This window comes from Chloroflexota bacterium (assembly GCA_020850535.1).
Taxonomy (GTDB): domain Bacteria; phylum Chloroflexota; class UBA6077; order UBA6077; family JACCZL01; genus JADZEM01.
Map to the genome: position 1 here is coordinate 1 of JADZEM010000005.1, position 21,586 is coordinate 21,586.

Genomic DNA, 21,586 nt, shown 5'->3' on the forward strand with positions numbered 1-21,586 from the left:
CCACCCCCAAGGCCATGGCGGCGACCCGCCGACCCTGGGATCCGCTGCCGGTCACCCTCTACGGCCGGCAGGTCACCCCGCTCGTCTTCGGCTGTACCGCCCTCTGGTACGGCGCGCTCCGCGACCACCCGGTCCGCATCGTCATCGTCAGAGATCCCAGCGGCCGACGCCGTGACGAGGCGTGCTTCTGCACCGACCTCACCGTCGATCACGCCTTCATCCTGGAGGGCTATGCTCGCCGGTGGACCATTGAGACCGCGCTGGAAGAGGTCAAGGTCCACCAGTGGGCGCACCCCCGCCCGCTCCGCAGCAAGCATCCCCGCGAGGTCGTCCAGGAGGTCTACGGGCTGCTGCTCGCCCACCTCGCCATCCGCACCGTGATGTATCAGGCCGCGTTGCGCGACGGCATCGATCCCGACCGCCTCAGCTTCACCGGCGCCCTGGGCGTCCTGCGCCGCGCCATCCCGCGCGCCCAACGCACGCCGCCCGACCGCCTCCCCAGTTTTCAGCCGGCCTGCTGACCGCAGTGGCCGCCGAGCGCCTCCCGCCACGACGCCCGCGCCACAATCCGCGCGCCGTCAAGCGCAAGATGAGCAATTTCCGCCTCAAGCGCCGCCGCCGAACGGGCCAGCCCCCGCTGCCGCCCGTCGCCGCGACGACCGTCCGCATCCTCTGGCCCTAAACTTATCGGTATTGTCCTTAGCCCAGTATGGCCCGGCAAGCTTCGCAACACCAACGCTGTCAAGTACATGGCGAGCTGCGTCCGTCTGAATCGTCTCGATCGCTCCAACATCAATCCCCTTGCCGATCACCGAATCGAACACGTGCATTGCGCCAAGATCGATGTCTTTGAGGGCGCCCCGTCCCAGATCGATGAGTGCCGAGCCAGACTCGGACCTGTCCATCAATTCGGCAATCTGCCGCGTTGGCAGGGCCTTCAGCTCGTCAATAGCGTCCCGTGCTGCGTCGATGTCCCTCGGTGAGATCTTCACCTGAGCAGCGAGGCGCATGACGTGTTCGACCGTGGCTCAGCTGCACCAACTCTGGCCCCGCGGCGATCTGCTCGAAATCGCCGGCCTCGTTGCTGTCGTTGACGAGCGCAAGGGCAATGGTTGCCACACTGGAGGGACCGTACTGACGAATCTGCTCTGCAACCGCGGCGAGCGCTTGAGCCTCGGTGGGGAAGGAGGCCATCAGGTTCCCCGATTCAGTTTCCCACAACTCGTGCGCGTGCATCTTGTATGGTCCCTCGTGTGGCTACTGCGTGCCATACTCAAGCTAAGTCTACGTCGCTCACGGCATCCGTGGACATGACACAGCTGGGTAGGACATCCGGATCGCCCCAGAGCGTGTAGTGTCCTTCCTGCGCGCCTGTGCGCCCAAACGTGACGCCGGCATCCTCGGGAATCGTCATCGTCGAGATAAATGGCGTGCCCCGGTGCTCTTCGGTCCGCGCCGCGATGCTCGAACCGCCTGCACCAGTTCCTCATTGACCGAGATGCCCTCAGCCCACCGTGCCTGCTCAGGAGTCTTGACGACGAACATCTTGCCGAGCGCCTTGTAGGACAAAGCGCCTTGTAGGACAAGAAGTCATCCCGTGTCGGGGGCTTCGCCCTTACCAACCGGTAGAAGGTCCGTGGTGACGATGCCGTGCCCTCCGACATGGCTGCTCGGTCGGTTCCATCAGATGCGGGCACCCGTTGAGCGTCTGCGCTGTATGGCATCGAGCCTGCGACCCGCTTCCCGTCGCGAGTCGCCAACCTTCTTCGACGGGACGTCCTGCGGCCCGAGCAGATAGGAGTTGCTGCGCTCCGGGCAGCACAGGCCGCCCCGGCGCGTCCCTACCAGATCATCGGACTGAGGATCACGAGTTCTGCTTGGCCCCCGCTCATTCGGCTCGTACCGAAGTACGACCTGATCGACTCGGCACAGCGGGCCGCTCGGAAAGACTCCTGTGGCCCCGCCGAATCCGAAGTACCGCGGGCCTTCATTGATACAGAAACCGCCATCGTGTTCGACCGCCCCGGGATCTGCCCATGAGCGAGTGCTATCCTGACCGTGAGGTGACGATCCCAAGTCCACACCTCGCATGAAGCTCCCGGCTGCTGCCCAGGTGCTTTCACATGTCTGCGAGCATCATACCCAGCGACGCACGCTACGCAGCGAGGCTTCTCAGCTGACCCGACTGGCCGCGCCTCAAGAACTCCCGTTCGGAATCGGTACGCGACCCACATGGTCGCCGCTGATAAGCGCTTGCGGCTCGCCCTCGGCCAGGTTCTCGATCTGGCCCTGATTCGCGTTCGCCAGCCCGCCCTCGAACATCGTTCGGGTTCAAGACGACGCCTCACGCGACTACGTGCTCGCTGCGTTATCGTCAACGTCTGCGGTCCGCAGCATAAGCTGCGAGTCACCCTACTCCCCCTGAGGAGATCGCTCCAGGACAAAGTACCTGGTCACCGGCGCGGTATTCCGGCCCTCAGCGGAGATCGTGAGATCGAACGGCAATTGTTCAAGTGAGAGCCGGTAGGGAACATCCTTCACGGGCTGCCCAGTGGAGGCCGTCACCCCTGCGGGCGAGGGCCTCCGGTCCGGTCAGTAGCCGCGGCCGAAGTCCACCTGCCCGAGCAGTGGCTGGCCGGCCTCCAGCCGCCGGTAGTTCTCCAGGAAGCGGGCCGCGTTGACCGGGGCATCGTCTGGGCCGCTCATGTGCGGCGTCACGATGACGTTCTCCATCTCCCAGAACGGGCTGTCCGTCGGCAGCGGCTCCTGCTCAAAGACGTCCAGCACGGCCGCCCGCAGCCCGCCCGACTGGAGCGACGCGATCAGGTCGTCCTGCTTGACGATGGCCCCACGGCAGATGTTGACCAGCACCGCGCCCTCGGGGAGCATGGCCAGGCGGCGTGCGTCGATCATGCCGCGCGTGTCAGGTGTGAGCGGCACCACCAGCACGAGGTACTGGGCCAGCGGCAGCACCGAGTCCAGCTCGGCGATGCTCCGTACATCGTCCACGCCGTCGACGGGCGCGCCCGTCCGCGAGACGCCGTAGACGGTCAGCCCGTGCGCCTTGAGGGTCCGCGCCACCTCGCTGCCGATGCTCCCCAGCCCGACCACGACGGCAGTCGCGCCCCGCAGTTGGGGCGGCCGGAACCCCTTCCAGACCTTTGCCGCCTGCTGTCGCTCGGTGCGGCGGATGTCCAATTGCACGGCCAGCAGGTGCCCCAGCACGTACTCGGCCATCGCCACGTCGAAGACATGAACCATCCGCGTGACCGGCACGCCCTTCGGCAGCCAGTCTCGCGCCGCCATCACGTTGTCCACGCCGGCGCCGGTGGAGGAGATCCAACGCAGCTTGGGGGCATCCTTGACCAGCTCTGGCGGGAAGTACCAGGCGTACAGGAAGTCCATCTCGCGGACGAACTCGGCCACCGACGGATCGTCGACCCTGTAGTGCTTGCACTCAAGCTCGGGCGCTTCCTTCGCGAAGATCTCGATGTACTCGGGTGCGTCACTACTCACGATCAGCAGCTTGGGCAACGTGGTCTCCTCAGGGATGTGGCGTCGCTTGATGATGGACGAGGAATCGGAGCAATGTGTCATCCGGAGCAATGTGTCATCCGGAGCAATGTGTCATCCGGGGCAGTGTGTCATCCTGAGCGGAGCGAGCTTGCGAGCGGAGTCGAAGGATCTCACCCGCTGACCGACAAGTCTGTGAGATCCTTCGCTGCGCTCAGGATGACAGTTTGGACGCTCGCTCGGTGCGACAATTGACGGCGATGGTTGGCTGGAAGGTCATGAACTGCCAGCTAAAGCAGGCAGCTTGCAGGTGAAAGCATGAGCAAGCTCAGCTTCCCCCGCGATAGGGTGCATGACTGGCACCCCGTCGTCCCCGGCGATGCCAGGGGCGACACGGTACTTGGCCGCGATGTTCCTGGCAGCATTCAGGTCAGCGTGAAGCTGGAAGCCACACGCTCGACACGTGAACCAGCCACGAGAGCGGCGATTCTTACGCGCGATGTGCCCGCACGAGGAGCACATCGTCGAGGTATTCCGAGGGTCAACCCCGGACACCGTCACGCCCCGCTCTTCGGCCTTGTACTCAACGAAGGATCGGATCTGGTCGAACGACCATCCATGCACGCGCCGAGCCTGTTGGCCGTGGCGCACCGTGACGCGCTTCCGGATGTTGGTCAGGTTCTCCAGGGCAATCGTCCCGCCTGGAGGCGTCGCCTGCACGATGCGCTTGGACAGGACGTGGTCGCAGTCGCGACGGAACCGCGCTTGCGCCCGGCGAGTCATCTTCAGCCGGCGCTTGGCACTCTTGGTCCCCCGCTGCTGGAGCGCGCGGCGCTGCTGGAAGCGGCGAGCTTCACGGTTCCGCCACGCCTTCTTTCCCAGGAACAGGCCAGTGCTCGTGACGGCCGGCTGGGCTATCCCCAGGTCAACCCCGACCACAGCGTCGGTGGGGACGATCGCGGGAGCCTCAACGGTCACCACGACATGCAGCCACCACGCGCCCGCGCGGTACATCAGGTCGGCTGTAGCAACGTCACCACCAACGTAGCGGGCAGCGTAGGTGAACACGTCGAACGGGATGCGCTGCCGGCCGCTGGTGGTGGACAGGGTGGCGATGCTCGCTTGCCAATCCACCTTGACGGTATGCAGGTTGTAGCGAGGCGGGCAGGCAGCCGACTGAGGCCGGCCGGTCTTGCGCCCCTGCTTCTGGAGCGCGAGTGCCGACTTGACGGCTTCAGTCGCCTTGACTCGCGCTTGAATATGCAGATCGGAGACAAGCGATGGGTACTGCATCTTGAGTGGGCGATAGGTCGCGTGGTGCAGCGTCACCCCGTTCTTTTCGCCATGCTGCCATCCGTGAGCGGCCACGGCGTTGAACGCCAACGTGAACAGGCGCGCTGTCTCGAACAGGGCAGAAGCCTGTTCAACAGTCGGCCTGAGTCGCACGCGGATCGTTCGTTGCATACGGCAATTCTCCCAGATGCAGACCAGATTCGGTAAGAAAGGGCGGGCGCAGGGCTTGGGAGCCGGCGCGCCGCCGCGCTGTCGCATTCCCCATGCCGCCTGAAGGCGGCAGTCCCCTGCAACAGGTTTTGTGGACGGTGACCGGGGCGTCGGGTCAGGCTGACATCGGGTCAGGCTGGCGTCGGGTCAGGCTGACATCGAGTCAGGCTGGCGTCGGCGCTTCTCGCTGCTCGAACGTCTGGTGCGCCCGTTCCAGGGCTGCCGTCCGCTTCGTGCTGATCTCCGCACTGTGTTCGACCGACCGACGGTACGAGTCCTGGATGCCCACCAGCGAGCCCTGGTAGCGCGGCATCACGTACCGTGCGATCAGCTCGTAGCTCTTGAGGATCTTCTCGCGGTTGGCCCACTCGTGGGCGTTGATCAGGAGCGCCCCGAAGCCGTCTGTTGCCGCGTCGAAGCGCTCGATGGCCGCGCACAGATCGTCCGGCGAGCCGACGATCCAGCCGCCAGACTGCACCATGTGATCCACCAGCCGCTCAGGTGGGCCGTCCCAGGCGACCTTCCGCCCGAGCGCCGCCTCCCCGTACTCGTACGCCTGGTTGGCGGCCCCGCGACGGACGTCCTCGATGGCCTCCTCGCGGGTCTCGGCAATGTGGACGGGCACAACCAGCCGCCAGTCGGCCCGGTTCATAGTCTTGCCGTGCTTCGCGGCCTCGTCCTCGGCAATGGCCCACATCTTCTTGAGATCGACCTGCCCGCGCTGACCGCCGGTGACGGCCAGCGAGAGGATCGCCGCGCCGTAGCGGCCGGCCGCCAGCGGCCCAGACGGCGACTCCATGCTGGCAACGGCCAGCGGCGGGTGCGGGTTGGTGAAGGGCCGCAGGTGGAGCGTGGCATCCTTCAGGCGGAACCAGTCCGACTCGTAGGTCAGCGGCGTGGGATCCGTGAAGAGGCGCATGATGGTGGCCAGCGACTCGTCCATCATCGGGCGCTGGCGGGTCGGCTCGATGCCAAGCATGATGGCGTCGGTCACGAGCGCGCCCGGCCCCACCCCGAACAGCACCCGCCCCCGTGTCAGGTGGTCGAGCTGGACGATGCGGTTGGCGACCATCAACGGGTGATGGTACGGCAGGCTGACCACACCCGTGCCCAGCTTGATGTGCCGGGTGCGCTCGGCCGCCGTCGCGATGAACAGCTCGGGCGACGCGATGGTCTCCCAGCCGGCGCTGTGGTGCTCGCCGATCCAGGCCTCGTCGTAGCCGAGCCGGTCGAGCCACTGGATCAGCTCCAGGTTGCGCTCGAAGCCGAGGGTCGGGTTCTCGCCGACGCGGTGGAACGGCGCCAGGAAGATGCCGAAACGCATGCGCGCGGGCAGGGTCATGGGGTCGCCTCCAGAGCTCGGCGCACGCTGACGGTGACGCCGCGGGTCGCCACCTGACGCTCGGGCTGCCGGCCGGGCAGCGCCGTGTGGCTGGGCCGACATGGTACCAGCACCGACTGTGATGCGCCTTGACATATGGGCGCGACCCGTCTGCAACGTCGTCGTTACAAGCTGTGACGGAGATGTAGCATCCGCGCCCCAGGAAGCCAGCACCCTGCCTGCTACGCTCCGCGCTGCCCAACTGGGGCGAGTGGACGGATGTGAGCGCGCAAGCCGACAAGCCAAGACTGGTGAGCCGACGGCGGGCGTTGGCCACGCTTCTCGCAGCGACGCAAGTTCCCCTCCTGGCACGGCTCATGGGACATGACACGCCCGTCGCATACGCGCAAGTCGATCCGCCTCCGCCAGCCAGCGGCCCCGGCAACAACATCGTCGGGCTGAATATCGCACGCTTGCATCAGCCACGGTACATCTGGGCCGCCGCGAACGTGGCGAATGCCAACGGCGGCAGCTGGGGCTACCTGACGATCTTGCTGACCCGCGAGGACCGCGATTACGAGATGGCGGGCCACTTGTTCCAGCAGGTTCTGGACCGCTGCTACGAGAACCGCGTCCAGCCCATCGTGCGTGTCGGGACACGCTTTGACGAGGCCACCGGCGTCTGGGACCGCCCGAACGAGACGGATCCGCCCCGCTGGCGCGACCTTTTCGAGCAGGTCACGTTCCCGAACCGGACCGTCTGGATCGTGCCGGCCAACGAGCCGAACCTGGGCCGCGAGTGGGGCGGCAAGGTCGACGTGCCGAGCTACGTCACGTACCTGAACCAGTTCATGGCGGCGTTCGCGAGCTCCGACCGGTTCAAGGTCGTGAACGCGCCGTTGAACCTGTCGAACCCGCATCAGTTGCCGATCATGCAGGACGCCTTCGACTTCCTGGTCGAGATGATGGCGCTCGACGCCTCGATTTTCGAGCGGCTGCCAGCCTGGGCCACCAACTCGTACAAGGTGGACGGCTTCGGGGATGGCGTGCGGTTCACCCACCGGGGCTACGAGCTGGAGCTGGAAGTCATCGGCCGCGAGCTGCCGGTGATCGTCACCGAGACCGGCTGGATCAACCGTCGCTCAGACGAGGACATCGCGCGCTTCTACGCGCAGGCCTACAAGGACTGGCAGGCTGACCATCGCGTGATCGCCGCGACGCCGCTGATCTGGGATCCAGATGTTGACGACCACTGGATGTTCACACTGGACCCGGCCGGCAACGTGGCGACCTCGAACGGCGCGTACCAGGCGCTGCGCGGGCTGCCGCGCGCGGCCGGCAACCCGAACAACAGCGCGCCGTTCGCCAACACGCCGCGCATGTCGGCGGCAGCGGTCCGTTCCAGGCCCCTGCCGATCTTCATGCCAGACGCCGGCGCGTCATCGGGGACGTCGGGCGTGGAGATCAGCCGGCCCGTCAGCCCGTAGGGAGACCTCACCCCTGGCCCCTCTCCGGCGCGGAGAGGGAGAGGGGGAGGCCGGATGGTGCGCCTGAACCGGCCATCCTGGTGCATGCGACCACCCCAAAATCGGTGGTAGAATCGCGAGCATCGGCGGGGAACCATCAGTGCAACGGTTGAGGCCCCGCGCCGCTGTCGCCGCGCCACGCCATGCTGCGCCGGCCGACTGCCTGTCGCCGCCCAGCCGTGCCGTGGCCGTGCCTGCTGACGACGCTCGAACGTGAGGCTCCCCGTGCCCCCCACCCCCGCGACGCCTGGAGGATGATGAGCGCGGTCCCCTTGCGCGCATCCCTGACCTCACGGGCCGGCTCGCGCGTCGGCGTCGTCGGCGTGCTCGTCCTGCTGGCCCTGGCCGTCCCGTCGCGGCTCCTGAACCTCGACGCGTTCGCCGGCAAGTTCGACGAGGGGATCCGCGGCACCCAGTTAATGCTGATGGCAGCCGGCTACCGACCCTTCCGCGAGATTTTCGCGTCGCAGGGGCCGCTCTCCCTCGACATCTTCTACCCGACCTACCTGCTGTTCGGGCAGACGCTCGGGGCGGCGCGGCTGGCCCCCGCACTGTTCTCGGTGGTGGGCATCCTGGTGGCCGCCTGGACGGCCCGCCACGCCGGGGGGCTGGTGGCCGGGGCCGTGGCCGGGCTGCTGCTGACCGTCAGCCCGATCTTCCTGAAGAACTCCCGGCTGGCGCTGGTCGAGGTGCCGGCCCTGGTCCCGGCGATGGCGGCCGTCGGCTGCGCGCTGGCCTACGGTCGCGGCGGGCGGCAGTGGTGGCTGGCCGGGGCCGGCCTGCTGATGGCCGTCTCGCTGACGATCAAGCCGATGGCCGCGCCGGCGCTTGTGCCCGTCGGCCTCGCGATCCTGCTGGGCGACGTGCGACGACCGCGTCAGTGGCTCCTGGGTGGCCTGCTGTTCGGCGCGGTGCTGGCGGCGGTCCTGGCCGTCATCGTGCTGGCCGTCGGCCCCCAGGGCGTCTATGACCAGATGATCCGCTTCCGGGTGGCCTCGCGGGCCGTCGAGGGCTGGAGCCTGAAGGAGAACTGGGCGGCGATCTCTGGCGAGATGGCCGACGAAGGGCTGGTGCTGCCAGCCCTGGCCGGGGCAGCGGGTCTGCTGCTGCTCGTCACTCGCTGGCGGCTTGGGCTGCCGCTCGTCTCGTGGGCCGTGACCTCGCTGGGGCTGCTGCTGGTCTACTCGCCGCTCCAGTTCAAGCACGCCGTGATCCTGCTGCCGCCGCTGACGCTGCTCGTCGGCGTCGGGGCCGCGGCCGCGTGGCGGATCTGGGAGGAACGCCAGCCGGGCGCGCGGCTACCATGGATCGTGGCGGCCGGCGTGGTGGCGCTCGGCGGCTGGTATGCCATCAGCCTGCCGCGCATCCTCGAGTTGGACCGGCGGCTGGTGGTCGGCATGCCCGAGACGCGCCCGGAGAGCTTCGACGACGAGATCCGCCTGCTCTCGACGCTGACCGGCCCGAACGACTTCGTCATCGTGGACGAGCCGGCAGTCGCGTTTCAGGCGCGGCGGCTGGTACCCCCGAACCTGGTGGACACCTCGATGGTCCGCATCCGCTCGCGCTCGCTCGACGCCGACGACGTGGTCCGCGCGGCCCGACAGTCGGACGTGCGCGTCCTCTTCCTGTTCAGCGACGGACTCCGCAACCTGAAGCCGTTCGCAGCCTGGGTGGACGAGGAGTTTGTCACGATCAAGATCAACGAGCGCCGCAACGGCAAGGACCGCGCCGTCTACCTGCGCCGCGACGCCGACCTGGACGGGGCGCGCGCTCAGCTTGAGCGGACGCTCGACCGGCCGAGCGGCGCGACGTTCGGCGGCGAGCTGCGCCTGCTCGGGTACGCCACTGAGCGCGGCGAGGCCCGCCCCGGCGGCAGCCTGACCCTGACGCTGGCATGGCAGGCGCTCCAGGCCCCCGGAGTCGACTACTCCATCGTCACGATGCTCAAGGACCGGACCGGGCAGCCGGTCGAGCAGAACCAGCGGGGGCTGGGCGGCGGCGGCGAAGGCACCTCGGCCTGGGAGGCCGGGCGGTGGGTCTTCCGGACCTCCACCCTGGCGATCAAGGAGCGGACGCCGCCCGGCGAGTACACACTGGCCATCGGCGTCTACGACTCGAAGGCCAGGAAGCTGCTGCCGGTCGATGGCGCGGCGCCCGGCGAGGAGACCGTGACCCTCGGCACAGTCCAGGTGCGCCCCTGATGCAGTCACGAACGCTCTCCGTCCCCTCAGCCTACGGTGTGCGGGTCAGCGCGCCGACCTGGCCGGCCGAGACGGTGGTGCTCGGCCTGTTCCTGATCGCCAACGCGGCGATGCGGCTGGTCAGGCTGAGCGGCACCAGCGGCGACCTTGACGAGGGCATCCGGGGGATGCAGTTGCTGCTGATGTCGGCCGGCTACCGCCCGATGCAGGAGATCTACTCGTCGCAGGGGCCGCTGCTGCTCGACATGCTCTTCCCGTTCTACCGGCTGTTCGGCGAGACCCTCGGGGCAGCGCGGCTGGCGGTGGGCGTCTACTCGCTGCTCGGGATCGTGGGCGTGTACGCAGCGGCACGGGCGGCCGGCGGCCCGGTCGGCGGGGTGGTGGCCGCGCTGCTGCTGACGCTCAGCCCGAACTACCTGCGCTACTCGCGGCAGGCCCTGGCCGAGGTGCCGGCCCTGGCCCCGGCGATCCTGGCCGTGGCGGCGGCGTTCGCCTATCAGCGGACGGGCCGCTGGCCCTGGCTGGTCATCTCCGGGCTGCTGCTCGGGACGGCGCTGCTGATCAAGCCGATCGTCCTGCCGGCCGTGGTCGCGGTGGCGCTGGCGGCGCTGTTCGGGCCACGCCTCAGCATCAAGATGCTCCTGCTGGTGGGCCTCGTCTCGCTGGCGGTGGTGGCGGCCATCGTCTTCAGCACCGGCTTCTCGACGGTGATGGATCAGATGGTCGAATACCGACTGCGGAGTCGGGAGGCGAGCGGCTGGAACCTCGCCGAGAACCTGAAAGTGCTCCGCACGACCCTGGTCGCGCGGGATCAGTGGGGCCTCTTCGCGCTGGGCGGGGCGGGCGCGCTGCTGACGCTGCTGATCCGCCCGCGCATGGCCCTGCCGATCCTCGGGTGGATGGCGGCGTCGGGCGCCCTGCTGGCCGTCTACGCGCCGCTCTTCCCGAAGCACGTGGTGATCGCCGTGCCGCCGCTGGTGGTGGCGGCCGGCGCCGGCGTCGGCGCAACGTGGCAGGCGCTCAGGGACCGGCGGTTCGTCGGGATGATGGGCGGCTTCGTGCTGGTGGCGCCCCTGCTGCTGTACGCGTGGTCGCTGCCGGGCATCGCGACGCTGAACGTCGGGTTCATGAACCTAGATCCCGGGTTCGAGGGCCAGCGGTTCGCCCGTTCGGCAGACATCGCGGGGACCATCGCGGCGCTTTCGCAGAAGGGCGACTTCGTGGTCACCGACGAGCCAGAGCATGCGTTCCTGGCACAGCGGCTGGTGCCGCCGGACCTGGCGGACCCGTCCTCCAGCCGGGTGCGCGCCCGCCAGCTCACCGGCGAGTCAATCGTCACCTCGGCCGAGGCGTACAACGTGCGGCTTGTCTCGCTGGCTGGCGACCGCTTTCGCTCACTCCGGAACTTCCGCCTCTGGATCGACGAGAAGTTTGAGCCGATCAAACTGTACGGTCGGGGCGGAGACGCGCCGCAGGTGATCTATCTGCGGAACGACGTAGACATGCAGCAGGCCCGTCGGGCGCTGGAGGGCTTCATCCAGACGCCGACGGCCATCGATTTCGGCGGGACGCTGCGGCTGACGGGGTTCTCGCTCGACCGCCGCGAGCTGACCCGCAACGGCAATGTCGGGGTGACCTACGAATGGGAAGCCCTGACCCGGGCCGGCGTAGACTATCACGCGATCACCGAGCTGGTGGGGCCGGACGGCCAGACCTGGAGCGACGAACAGCTCTCGCTGGGCGGTCGCGGGGCCGGCCTGGACGAGTGGACGCCGGGCCGCTGGCTGTTCCAGTCCTCGACGTTCGACGTATCGGCAACGGCCCCGGCCGGCGAGTACGTCCTGCGCGTGGGCATCTACGACAGCAAGGCCAGGGCCGACCTGCCGATCACGGCCGGCGATCCGCGCCTGGGATCGCAGCAGGAGCCGATCCGGCGGTTCGAGCTGGCCCGGATCCGGGTGCAATAGGCGGCGTCGTCCATATCGCCCACCGGGTTTGCAGCTGGGCGCTCCGGTTCAGAGCGTTGACGGATACGCCGTGAACCACACGTCGCAGCCGGCCTCACGAACCTGCGGTCGCCATCGACCCGTATACTTCGCGGCGCGAGGGCGGCAACGGGGAGGGAAGCCTTGCGAGTGCTGGTGACCGGCGCAAACGGACTGGTCGGGACCAAGGTGCTGGAACAGCTGTTGGGCGATCCGGCCCACACGGCGCTCGGGGCGTACAACCAGAGCCGCACCAACGCGTTCCTGGGCGAGTTCCCGCACTGGTGGCTCGACGTGACCGACTCCGAGCGCGTCCGCCAGGTGCTGGACGAGGCGCGGCCAGATGCTGTGATCCACGCCGGCGCGTTCACGAACGTCGATGCGGCCGAGCGCGAGCGCGACACGGCCCTCGCGGTCAACGCGGCCGGCACGGCCAACCTCGCGCAGGCCTGCGCCGAGCGCGACATCCGCCTGGTCTACCTCTCCACCGAGTACGTTTTCGACGGCGCCAACGGCCCCTACCGCGAGACCGACCCCGTCCACCCGCTCGGCTGGTACGCCAAGACCAAGGAGGCCGGTGAGCAGGCGGTGATGGCGGCCGGCGGTCGCTGGGCCATCGGGCGGACGACCGTCGTCTATGGGTATGCGCCGCACGTCCGGGCCAACTTCGTGCTGTGGCTGGTCGGCAAGCTCAAGGCCGGCGAGCGCGTCAACATCGTGCACGATCAGGTCGGCTCGCCCACCCTGGCCGACAATCTGGCACAGATGGTGCTGGCGCTGGCCGGCAGCAACGTCACCGGCATCTTCAACACGGCCGGCGCGGAGGTGGTCTCCCGACTGCAGCTCTCGCGGCAGATCGCGGAGGTCTTCGGGTTGGACGCGAGCCTGATGGACCCGATCACCACGGCGCAACTGCATCAGGCAGCGCCACGCCCACTCAAGGCCGGTCTGCTGATGGACAAGCTGCGGGAAACGTTCCCCGATCTGCCGATCCTTGGCCCGGCCGAGGGACTGGCCATCGTGAAGCGGCAGTTCGAGGAGGCCGGCCTCGTGTGAGGGGACCGGGGCGAGGGAATACCCGCGTGGCTCGTGCGTTATACCTAGTGTCTCGGGAACGATCGAGCGCCGAGGCGGGCACGACGGCGGTGCTTCACCGCTACACACAGAGGGAACACCATGGCACATCCCGTTGCCGTCACCGACGGCACCTTTGAGTCCGAGGTTTTGCAGTCCGACACGCCGGTCCTCGTCGATTTCTGGGCCGAGTGGTGCCAGCCCTGCAAGATGATCGCTCCGCACCTGGAGAAGATCGCGCAGGAGCAGGAAGGCAAGCTGAAGGTCGCGAAGGTCAACGTGGACGAGAACCCCCAGATGATGGGCGCGTTCCGCATCCGCGGCATCCCGACGCTGATCCTTTTCAAGGATGGCCAGCCGGTTGAGACGCTGGTCGGGTTCATGCCCGAGAAGCAGATCCTGGCGAAGGTCGAGAAGCACATCGGCGCGGAGGCCTGACCGGCGCCCGTCGGCAAACCGCCGACGGCGCTCCGCACCCGGCCCGCACGGGCCGCCCCCCGAGGCACCAGGAAACGCCCGCCTTCCGATACTGGAAGGTGGGCGTTTCGCATGCGCCGTCCTCAGAACGTCATCTGATGGTTGTGTGAAAGCCATCTCACTGTCATCTTCCGGTATACTCGCGGCGCTTTCCCCCTGTCTTGCGCCGCTCTCTGGAGACCGGACGTATGCGCCGCATTGCCTCTGTCGGCACCCTGCAACTTGCTCTCGGCCTGATGGCGGGCGCGCCCGCCGCCGCTGGCAGGCCCGGCCAGGACGCCTGGGAGGGCGCCGATCTCCCGATCACCGCCGTACCGCGGTGGCGAGACGACCCCTTCTGCTGCGAGTGGAACGGCCCTGACGGCGCGCCCTCCTTCCCGGATCACCGCGCGATCTACCGTCTCGGGCCGCCGAGGTAGGAAAGGCGGGGCTGCCCATGAGCACCGCGCGGGCGACCGCGCAGCCATCAGCAGCAGCGACGACGGTTCGTCCAGCCCCGGCCGCCTCAGGAAAGGTCGCGCTGCTGGTGGTGCTCGGCATCACCGTGCTGGCGTTCGTGATCCGGTGGCCGCACCTCTGGACGATCCCCATCTGGACCGACGAGGGCGACGAGGCGATCATCGCCGCGCGACTGGTGCGGACTGGCATCATTCCGCTCGCCAACGACAACCTCTACAACGGCCCGATCTTCAACTACCTGGCCGCCGTGGCTTTCTGGCTGGCTGGCACACACTACTGGGTGCCCCGGCTGGTGGCCTACGTGTTCGGGGCGCTCACGGTCATCCCGACGTTCCTGCTGGCCAGTGAGCTGGTCGAGGCCGGACCCGCCGCCCGGCTCGACGAGGCCATGCGCCACCGGGCCGTCCTGGCGGGCGGGCTGGCGGCCGGCCTGCTCCTGGGCCTGAACGCTGCACACATCGTGGTGAACAGCCACATCGGCTGGGGCCACTGTCTCACACCGTTCTTCACCACCGCCGGCGTCTGGCTGGTGCAGCGCGCCGTCCGGCTCGGCCGCGATGCGGCCATCAGCCGGCGCATGGCCGGGACCAGCGGCGGGGTGGCCCTGGTGCTGGCCGGCTTCTGTTTGAGCCTCGGGTTTCAATCCCACCCAACGGTCGCTGTGCTGCTGCCGGCCGTCGTCGTGTTCATGCTGTGGAAGCACCGAGGGTGGCTGGCTTCGCCCTGGCCGTACCTCGCGGGCGTCGCCTTCGTCATCGGGCAGGCGCCCACGCTGCTCAACTCGTGGCTGCGCGGCGAGCTGGTCTGGCTGAGCGCCGGCATGGATCAGCGCGCCATCTACGAAGGCTCCGAGCGCGACACGATGGGCGGCTACATCAGCAACCTCTACGGCGTGGTCGAGTCCATCGGCGCAACGCTGCCGGGCCTGCTCAACCACTTTGGGCAGCCGGTTGTACCGCTCTGGCATCCGCTGGTCGTGCTGGGTTTCGCCGTCACGCTCGGGACGCTGGCGGCGCTCTGGCTGAGCGGCCGGCCGCTGCCGGCCCTCCTCGGCATCGCCATGCTCTTCGGGCTGCCGTACCTGCACGGCCAGTTCGAGCCGATCGTGAGCCGTTCGCGCTACGTCGCGCCGCTGACGCCGCTGCTGCTGGCGGCGTGGGCCGTCTGCGCCGCCGAGCAGTGGGCGCTGTGGACGGCCAGTGCGCGGCGCGCGTTGCGGGGCCGAGTGGCGGCGAGCAGCCTGCCAGTCGGGCCGTTGCTGGTGGTGGCGGTCGTCGTCCTGGCGGCCGGGTCCAGCCTGTCTCTGGGGCGATTCTATGCGGATGCCCAGCAGGCTGGCCGCACGAACGACCGACTCCTGGACGACTACGCCCGCTTACAGGCCGCGCGCCGACCGAACGAGATCGTGGCGGTGGACCGCGCGCTCCTGCGTGACTGGACGCTCACGCAGGGGCGGCTGGGGCGCGTCCTGAGCCAGTGGCTGGAGATCGACGGCATCCCGTTCACCGGCATCGACCTGGGGCCAGACGGGCGCTTCAGTGGCGGCCTCCAGGAAGTGGGCGGGCTGGCGATCCTGGCCCGTGGCAGCCTCGGTCGCGCGTCGCAAGCATACATCCTGGACGAGATCGCCACGCACGCCGCCCCGGATGCGCCGCCCGACCGGGGATATGCCATCGTGCGGGCGCGCCGCCGGACCTAAACCGAGTCCAATCTGAGAACCGCGGGCAGCCACCGCCCGAACGACCATCGCGCGGCCCACGAGTGGGGCCGCGCGATGGAAAGCGCGTTGTCCGGGCGAGCCTACGGGTGTACTACGGGATGTACACCGCGTAGACGCCGGTGTCCATGACGGACGCTGCCAGCGAGTTCGCAAACGGATCGGTCATCAGCTTCGGCGCGATCTGCCACGTTGAATCGAGCGGGTTGAGGTGCGCCATCGTGATCAGCGTGTCGTCCAGGCCGACGACGTCCACGTCGGTGTACCTGACGCTCAGGTTGACCTCGCCGGGCAGGGTCGGCATCGGGACGCCCATCGCGTCAGTCGCATCGATCTGGAAGATCAAGTTGCCAGCCCGGATGCCCGGAGAGGCCGGGAACATCAGCGGATCGACGAGCCGCAGCTTCAGCGTGATGCCGGCCGGCATGGTCCCGAAGACCTGCACGGCGATGCGGTCGGCCTGCAACGAGAGGGTCGAGTCGATGCCGGTGGTCACCAGCTGAACCTCGGTGGCTGGCACGGGCGAGGCCGCCGGCGAGGCGGACGGCGACGAGGCCGTACCCATGCCCGGCGGTGGCGCAGCGGCCGTCGTCGGGCCGGTCGCCGTCGTGGGGGTCGGTGCGGTCACCGAGGCGCTTGGCTCGACGTTGTCGAGCTCATCATCCAGCTCGTCGTCGGCGCTGTCGTCCTCGTCGTCCGCGTCATCTTCATTGTCCGAGTCGTCATCGTCGTTGTCGGAGTCGTCGTTGTCCGAGTCATCATCATTGTCGGAATCGTCGTTGTCTTCGTCGTCCTCGTTGTCGGAGTCGTCGTTCTCATCGTCTTCGTTATCGGAATCGTCGTTGTCTTCGTCGTCCTCGTTGTCCGAGTCGTCGTTCTCGTCATCTTCGTTGTCGTCGTCGTCGTCATCGTCGTCGTTGTCGTCGTCCTCGTCGTCGTCGTTGTCGTCCTGCGCCGCGACCGTCCGCGTCAGCCCGCCGTTCGGCGGGGTCGTGCTGGCGTAGGTCTCACTGACGCGCGGGCCGCCAGTCACACTGGCAAGCATCTGCACGACGGCGAACAGGACGGCAACGGCCAGCACGAGGTTCGCACGAAGCCACATAGCTGCTCCTTCTCCGGCGTCGATGGGCCGTCCGTCCAGGAGGACAGCAGCACAGCGACGGGATGGACGACCTACCGTCCGAGCAGACAGTCGGCCGCGTTCTCAGCGTGTGAGCGCGGAAGAGACAGGCGCGTGCACGGGAGCGCTCCACAAAGCGCAACGCTGCCGGCAAACACGGCCCGCTCGTCCGTCGGTGTCATGATGGGGAGATCGAGACACCCTCTGCAAGAAACGAATGAGCGGGGTGACGGTCGCCTATTGCTGCCCGCTGTCACTTCTCCTCGATGTGGTCGGCCACCTTGCCGCACAATCCGTGCCGCGCGTCGCTCCACACTCAGCCCGAGCCCCAGCAGAACGCGCAGGCCTGCGCGCCAGGGGGCAGGTTCGTGGTGGCGGCCTCGCTACAATTGCCGCTGCTCATGCTGGCCCGCGCTCGCCCGCGTGGGCACCCCCCCGGCTGGCCAGCGCCCGCCCAGCCGATTCCGCCGATGGGAGTCCGCCCGATGGTCCGCCCGCCTGCCCATCGTACCCTTGCGCCGCTCGCTCATCGTACCCTTGCGCCGCTCGCTCATCGCACCCTTGCGCCGCTCGCCCGTCGCACCCTCGTGTTCCTCATCGTCGTGCTGCTGGCCGCCACACGCCCCGCCCATGCCGACGAGGTCGTCACATTGCCGGTGGTCGTGACGGGCGTCGGCGACGGCGACACCCTCACCGTGCAGCTGCGCGACGGCCGCTCCGAGGTCGTGCGATTGATCGGCATCGATGCGCCGGAGGTCGATCCGCCAGGGCAGGCTACCGCGTGCTTCGCCAGGGAGGCCGCCGCGTACACGCGGGCCGCCGCGCTGAACCGGTCGGGCGCCCTGGAGCTTGACGTCCGTGAGCGGGACCGGGCCGGGCGGCTGCTGGGCTACCTGCACCTGGACGGGCAGCGCACCAGCCTCAATCAGCAGTTACTGGCCGAGGGATACGCCCTGCCGCTCTCCGTTGGCTCGAACACGGCCTACTCGGACGACTTCCGCGCCGCCGCGAAGGCCGCGCAGCTCGGCAGCAAGGGTATCTGGTCGGCCTGCGACGTAGGCAGCCGGCCGACGATTGCCACGGCCTACCCCCTGGACGAGACGCCCGAGCTCTGGGCGACCGACCCGGCCATCCGCCTGCTGCTGGGCACCGAGCGCGGCGGCGACGGCACGGTGCTGACGGTGACCGTCGAGGCGCGGGCGGGCGTGGGCCTCGATGAGGTGGTGGTGCGCGGCGACCGCCCCGATGACCCGGCCTTCAGCGACGAGCGCTCGGTCTTCTGCGCCGGCCGCACGATCTGCTCGGACACCTGGACGGCCCGCCCGCGCGGCCTGGGAACGTACCAGTTGGCAGCGCGCGCCCGAACGGCCGATGGGCTGGTGGCCGACGCGCAGGCAGGCCTGCGGATCGTGGGTCGCTGGCAGATGATCGCGGCGCGAGCATCGGGCGTGCGGGCACGAGCCACCGAGGTCCGCCCGCCGACGCCCGAGCCGCCGGCCACCGGCCTCAGCGAGACGGCCTGCCCGGACGGCATCCCGATCAAAGCACTGGCGGCCGACGCCAACGGCGTACGACGCTTCGCGCTTCCGACCGACGACGGCTACGAGGACGCCATCCCGCAAGCGTGCTTCAAGACTGAAGCCGAGGCCCAGGCGGCCGGCTGGAGCCGCTAGCCTGGGATCAAGCCGCTGCACCGCAGCCACGCCAGCAGCTCGCGAGTGGCAAGCTGGTGGCCGCCCGCCAGCACGACCCGCCCAACCGACCCCGACCGCCGCTGGCCGGGCCGACCAGCAGCAGACACCATCGGAGTCAACGACGCAGCACCCTCACGCACGCACTGCCGCCGCACAACGGCAGCGCCGAGGTGCACTTTGTGTTACGTTACGGTGTCAAATGGGAGACGGTCCGTCATAGTCGAGTGGCAGCATCCGTCGCGGAGGCGCAGAGGAATCGGCAGCGGCGGGGCGCGGGCCGGGAACCGACGCGCCCGAAATCCCGAGCTTAGATTCGGGTCGCCAGCTCGCGGATGAGCCGCTCTTCGTTCGTCACGTCGGCGTCGTCAGGCTCTGTCAGCACCCACGGACCATCGGGCGTGATCGCCACGGTGTGCTCGTAGTGCGCGGAGATCTTGCCGTCCAGCGTGACCGCCGTCCAACCATCCGAGAGCATCTGCACGGCCCGACCGCCCAGGTTCACCTGCGGCTCGATGGCGATGACCATGCCCGGGCGGAGCAGCGGCCCCTTGCCGGGCGCGCCCCAGTGCGAGACCTGCGGCGGCTCGTGCATCGAGCGGCCGACGCCATGCCCCACGAACTCCTGCACCACCTTGAGACCGCGCTTCTCGACGAATGTCTGGATCGCGTGGCCGATGTCCGAGAGGCGATTGCCCGCCTTCGCCGCGGCGATGCCTGCCATCAGCCCGCCGTAGGTGATCGCCATGATCCGCTGCTGATCGTCGTTTGGCTTGCTGCCCACGACCGCCGAGAGCGTCGTATCCCCAACGTACCCGCGATACTGTGCCGCCACGTCAAACTTGACGAGGTCGCCATCGTGGATCTTCAACGGCCCGGGGATCCCGTGCACCACCTGGTTATTCACCGAGACGCAGATCTGCCCTGGGAACCCGTGGTACCCGAACGCGGTGGACTTCGCACCCTGGCGCTTGAAGCTCTTGAGCGCCACCTGATCCAGATCCTTCGTCGTCATGCCGGGCTTCATCGCGGCGACCAGTTCGCGTACCGTGCGGGAAACGACGAGGCCGGATTCGCGCATCATACGCAACTCGGCCGGCGACTTAATGATGATCTGGTTCTCGGTGATCGGCTTGAGCTTCATCTTCATAGTTGACGCGATGATACCAGAACCCTGGCCAGGCCGGATGAATGCCTGCTCACGTTGACCAACAAAGGGCACACCCGAAGCCTCGACACAGCCGGAGACCGGCGATACACTTCCGCGCGGAGGGACGCTGGTGCAGAGACTTCGCGAGCTTGACGGACTGCGAGCCATCGCCGCGTTGTCAGTGCTGGCAGCCCACCTCAACGTCGATCCATTCAAGGGAACCGAGGTTGAGGCGTTTGTCCACTGGACGCACAAGTGCAGCGTGGCAAACGCTCCAGCCGAGCCTGTCGTCCTGGTCGCTCGTGGCAGCTGAGGGGGAGCCGGGTCCAAGAACGGTGTCGGGCCGCACACGGCCACGCTTCATCGGCCTGACGGGCAACATCGCCTGCGGCAAGAGCACCGTCGGCCGGCTGCTGGCAGCGCGCGGCGCGGAGTACATCGACGCCGACCGCCTCACCCACCAGTTGCTGGCGGCCGGCACACCCGAGAACGACGGCATCGTGGCACGCTTCGGCTCCGAGGTCCGCGCAGCCGATGGCGCGATTGACCGGCCACGGCTGGGGAGCATCGTGTTCTCGGACTCAGCCGCCCTGAAAGAGCTTGAAGCGATTCTCCACCCGGGCGTGCGGGCGCTGATCCGCCGGGCGATGGCAGCGGCCACCGCGCCCATCGTCGTGGTGGACGCCATCAAGCTGTTCGAATCGGGCCTCGCCAGGGAACTCGACACGGCCTGGGTAGTCACCTGTCCGCGCGCCGAGCAGGTGCGCCGCTTGACGGCGGACCGGGGCCTCACGCCCGAGCAGGCAACCATGCGGATCGACGCGCAGGGAAGCCAGGAGGAGAAAGTCCGGCTGGCGAACGTGGTCATCGACAACGGCGGCACGCTCGCAGAGACCGAGCGGCAGGTGGACGCTGCCCTGGCCACCTTGCTGGGAACCAGCCACGCCGCGCCCTGACGAACGCCCCGGACGCAAGCACGGAGGCCCGCACACTGGCCCATCGGCAGACTCTGCGCCGCGGCGCCGACCCACGAGCGCCCTCTTCCCTTCGATCTTCACATTCGCTTAAACTTCTCTCGATACGATCGATCCCGGAAAGGGGGAGGCCCGACCGTGCCCAGACGGCGTGTGCTGGTTGTCGACGACGACGAGAATATCGTGCAACTGGTCAAGATGTACCTCGAGCGCGATGGCTACCAGGTCTGGTGCGTCTACGACGGCCCGGCCGCCCTGGCCGAGTATCGACGGTCACGCCCGGATGTGATCGTGCTCGATCTGATGCTGCCCGGCATGAGCGGCCTCGACGTCTGCCGCGAGGTTCGCCGTGAGTCGAACACCCCGATCATCATGCTGACAGCGAAAACCACCGAAGCCGACAAGCTGACCGGCCTCGACCTCGGGGCGGATGACTACCTTACCAAGCCGTTCAGCCCGCGCGAGCTGCTCGCCCGCATCCGGGCGGTGTTGCGCCGCGTCCCCGGCACCAACGACCTCGGCCCCGAGGAGATGCGCGTCGGGCCGCTGACGCTGTACCCACGCCGCTTCCAGGCCGAGGTGGACGGCAAGCCGATCCGCCTGACCCCCACCGAGTTCAACCTGATCCGGACGCTGGCCGAAGCGCCCGGGCAGGTCTTCAGCCGCCCGCAGCTCATCGAGAAGGCGTTCGGGTACGACTTCGAGGGCTTCGAGCGGAACGTCGACGTCCACATCACCTCGCTGCGCCGCAAGCTCGAGGCGGGCGGCCAGCGGTTCATCAAGACGGTCTACGGCCTCGGCTACAAGCTCGAGGCTCCCGCCACCGCGTCGAGCCGCGCCTAGCGCGAGGCTCGCCCGCCCCATGCGCACTGGGG

At 68.3% G+C, this 21,586-nt stretch carries 18 protein-coding genes; 12 read left to right on the forward strand and 6 right to left on the reverse strand.

Annotation, left to right across the window (positions count from 1 at the left end; translation table 11 throughout):
* Positions 1 to 521: hypothetical protein (locus IT306_00695; GenBank protein MCC7366906.1), on the forward strand; the 521-nt coding region annotated here is incomplete at its 5' end.
* A gap of 5 nt (positions 522 to 526) precedes the next feature.
* Positions 527 to 682, forward strand: coding sequence for a hypothetical protein (locus tag IT306_00700; protein MCC7366907.1), 156 nt, complete (start codon positions 527 to 529; stop codon positions 680 to 682).
* Positions 683 to 945: 263 nt separating this feature from the next.
* On the opposite strand, the gene IT306_00705 is transcribed toward IT306_00700, so the two are convergent.
* The 4 genes from IT306_00705 to IT306_00720 all read right to left on the reverse strand — a co-directional run bounded on the left by IT306_00705 (position 946) and on the right by IT306_00720 (position 6,358).
* A complete protein-coding gene (locus tag IT306_00705) occupies positions 946 to 1,236 on the reverse strand; it encodes a hypothetical protein (GenBank protein MCC7366908.1) in 291 nt (96 codons plus the stop codon).
* A gap of 1,356 nt (positions 1,237 to 2,592) precedes the next feature.
* Entirely contained in the window at positions 2,593 to 3,534 is a 942-nt protein-coding gene (locus tag IT306_00710; GenBank protein ID MCC7366909.1) for a D-2-hydroxyacid dehydrogenase, read from the reverse strand.
* Positions 3,535 to 3,789: 255 nt separating this feature from the next.
* Entirely contained in the window at positions 3,790 to 4,977 is a 1,188-nt protein-coding gene (locus IT306_00715; protein MCC7366910.1) for a transposase, read from the reverse strand.
* Between the two features lie 202 nt (positions 4,978 to 5,179).
* Complete coding sequence (locus IT306_00720; GenBank protein MCC7366911.1) at positions 5,180 to 6,358, reverse strand: LLM class flavin-dependent oxidoreductase; 1,179 nt, start codon at positions 6,356 to 6,358, stop codon at positions 5,180 to 5,182.
* Between the two features lie 356 nt (positions 6,359 to 6,714).
* On the opposite strand from IT306_00720, the gene IT306_00725 reads away from it, so the two are divergent.
* The 7 genes from IT306_00725 (at position 6,715) to IT306_00755 (ending at position 15,758) form a co-directional block, all read left to right on the forward strand.
* Positions 6,715 to 7,824 carry a hypothetical protein gene (locus IT306_00725; protein ID MCC7366912.1) on the forward strand — a complete coding sequence of 370 codons (1,110 nt, stop codon included), beginning with the start codon at positions 6,715 to 6,717 and terminating at the stop codon, positions 7,822 to 7,824.
* A 311-nt stretch (positions 7,825 to 8,135) separates the two neighbouring features.
* Entirely contained in the window at positions 8,136 to 10,064 is a 1,929-nt protein-coding gene (locus tag IT306_00730) for a glycosyltransferase family 39 protein (GenBank protein MCC7366913.1), read from the forward strand.
* Positions 10,064 to 12,031 (forward strand): glycosyltransferase family 39 protein, encoded by a 1,968-nt coding sequence (locus tag IT306_00735; GenBank protein ID MCC7366914.1) that lies wholly within the window; start codon positions 10,064 to 10,066, stop codon positions 12,029 to 12,031. The genes IT306_00730 and IT306_00735 overlap by 1 nt, the downstream gene beginning before the upstream one ends.
* Before the next feature lie 162 nt (positions 12,032 to 12,193).
* Positions 12,194 to 13,105, forward strand: coding sequence for a dTDP-4-dehydrorhamnose reductase (gene rfbD, locus IT306_00740; GenBank protein MCC7366915.1), 912 nt, complete (start codon positions 12,194 to 12,196; stop codon positions 13,103 to 13,105).
* Between the two features lie 120 nt (positions 13,106 to 13,225).
* On the forward strand, positions 13,226 to 13,561 hold the full coding sequence (trxA, locus tag IT306_00745) for a thioredoxin (protein ID MCC7366916.1): 336 nt from the start codon (positions 13,226 to 13,228) through the stop codon (positions 13,559 to 13,561).
* A gap of 227 nt (positions 13,562 to 13,788) precedes the next feature.
* The gene (locus tag IT306_00750) at positions 13,789 to 14,019 is read left to right on the forward strand and encodes a hypothetical protein (protein ID MCC7366917.1); all 231 of its coding nucleotides are present in this window, start codon (positions 13,789 to 13,791) and stop codon (positions 14,017 to 14,019) included.
* Positions 14,020 to 14,036: 17 nt separating this feature from the next.
* Entirely contained in the window at positions 14,037 to 15,758 is a 1,722-nt protein-coding gene (locus IT306_00755; protein MCC7366918.1) for a glycosyltransferase family 39 protein, read from the forward strand.
* A gap of 112 nt (positions 15,759 to 15,870) precedes the next feature.
* On the opposite strand, the gene IT306_00760 is transcribed toward IT306_00755, so the two are convergent.
* The gene (locus tag IT306_00760) at positions 15,871 to 16,878 is read right to left on the reverse strand and encodes a hypothetical protein (protein ID MCC7366919.1); all 1,008 of its coding nucleotides are present in this window, start codon (positions 16,876 to 16,878) and stop codon (positions 15,871 to 15,873) included.
* Positions 16,879 to 17,381: 503 nt separating this feature from the next.
* Here IT306_00760 and IT306_00765 point away from each other — a divergent pair.
* Positions 17,382 to 18,569, forward strand: a complete 1,188-nt coding sequence (locus tag IT306_00765; protein ID MCC7366920.1) for a thermonuclease family protein — start codon at positions 17,382 to 17,384, stop codon at positions 18,567 to 18,569.
* 328 nt (positions 18,570 to 18,897) lie between these two features.
* Here IT306_00765 and map read toward each other — a convergent pair whose 3' ends face one another.
* Positions 18,898 to 19,731, reverse strand: coding sequence for a type I methionyl aminopeptidase (gene map / locus IT306_00770; protein ID MCC7366921.1), 834 nt, complete (start codon positions 19,729 to 19,731; stop codon positions 18,898 to 18,900).
* Between the two features lie 47 nt (positions 19,732 to 19,778).
* On the opposite strand from map, the gene IT306_00775 reads away from it, so the two are divergent.
* Both IT306_00775 and IT306_00780 read left to right on the forward strand, forming a co-directional pair.
* Positions 19,779 to 20,693 carry a dephospho-CoA kinase gene (locus tag IT306_00775; protein MCC7366922.1) on the forward strand — a complete coding sequence of 305 codons (915 nt, stop codon included), beginning with the start codon at positions 19,779 to 19,781 and terminating at the stop codon, positions 20,691 to 20,693.
* 156 nt (positions 20,694 to 20,849) lie between these two features.
* A complete protein-coding gene (locus tag IT306_00780) occupies positions 20,850 to 21,554 on the forward strand; it encodes a response regulator transcription factor (protein ID MCC7366923.1) in 705 nt (234 codons plus the stop codon).
* Positions 21,555 to 21,586: the final 32 nt, after the last annotated feature.

What these genes read in the sequence shown, in the direction of transcription:
- IT306_00720 (MCC7366911.1), bottom strand. Translation starts at nt 6,358, where the DNA reads ATGACCCTGCCCGCGCGCATGCGTTTCGGCATCTTCCTGGCGCCGTTC.
- IT306_00750 (MCC7366917.1), top strand. Translation starts at nt 13,789, where the DNA reads ATGCGCCGCATTGCCTCTGTCGGCACCCTGCAACTTGCTCTCGGCCTG.
- IT306_00775 (MCC7366922.1), top strand. Translation starts at nt 19,779, where the DNA reads ATGCCTGCTCACGTTGACCAACAAAGGGCACACCCGAAGCCTCGACAC.
- IT306_00755 (MCC7366918.1), top strand. Translation starts at nt 14,037, where the DNA reads ATGAGCACCGCGCGGGCGACCGCGCAGCCATCAGCAGCAGCGACGACG.
- IT306_00725 (MCC7366912.1), top strand. Translation starts at nt 6,715, where the DNA reads ATGGGACATGACACGCCCGTCGCATACGCGCAAGTCGATCCGCCTCCG.
- IT306_00760 (MCC7366919.1), bottom strand. Translation starts at nt 16,878, where the DNA reads ATGTGGCTTCGTGCGAACCTCGTGCTGGCCGTTGCCGTCCTGTTCGCC.
- IT306_00735 (MCC7366914.1), top strand. Translation starts at nt 10,064, where the DNA reads ATGCAGTCACGAACGCTCTCCGTCCCCTCAGCCTACGGTGTGCGGGTC.
- map (MCC7366921.1), bottom strand. Translation starts at nt 19,731, where the DNA reads ATGAAGCTCAAGCCGATCACCGAGAACCAGATCATCATTAAGTCGCCG.
- IT306_00765 (MCC7366920.1), top strand. Translation starts at nt 17,382, where the DNA reads ATGGTCCGCCCGCCTGCCCATCGTACCCTTGCGCCGCTCGCTCATCGT.
- IT306_00715 (MCC7366910.1), bottom strand. Translation starts at nt 4,977, where the DNA reads ATGCAACGAACGATCCGCGTGCGACTCAGGCCGACTGTTGAACAGGCT.
- trxA (MCC7366916.1), top strand. Translation starts at nt 13,226, where the DNA reads ATGGCACATCCCGTTGCCGTCACCGACGGCACCTTTGAGTCCGAGGTT.
- IT306_00705 (MCC7366908.1), bottom strand. Translation starts at nt 1,236, where the DNA reads ATGCACGCGCACGAGTTGTGGGAAACTGAATCGGGGAACCTGATGGCC.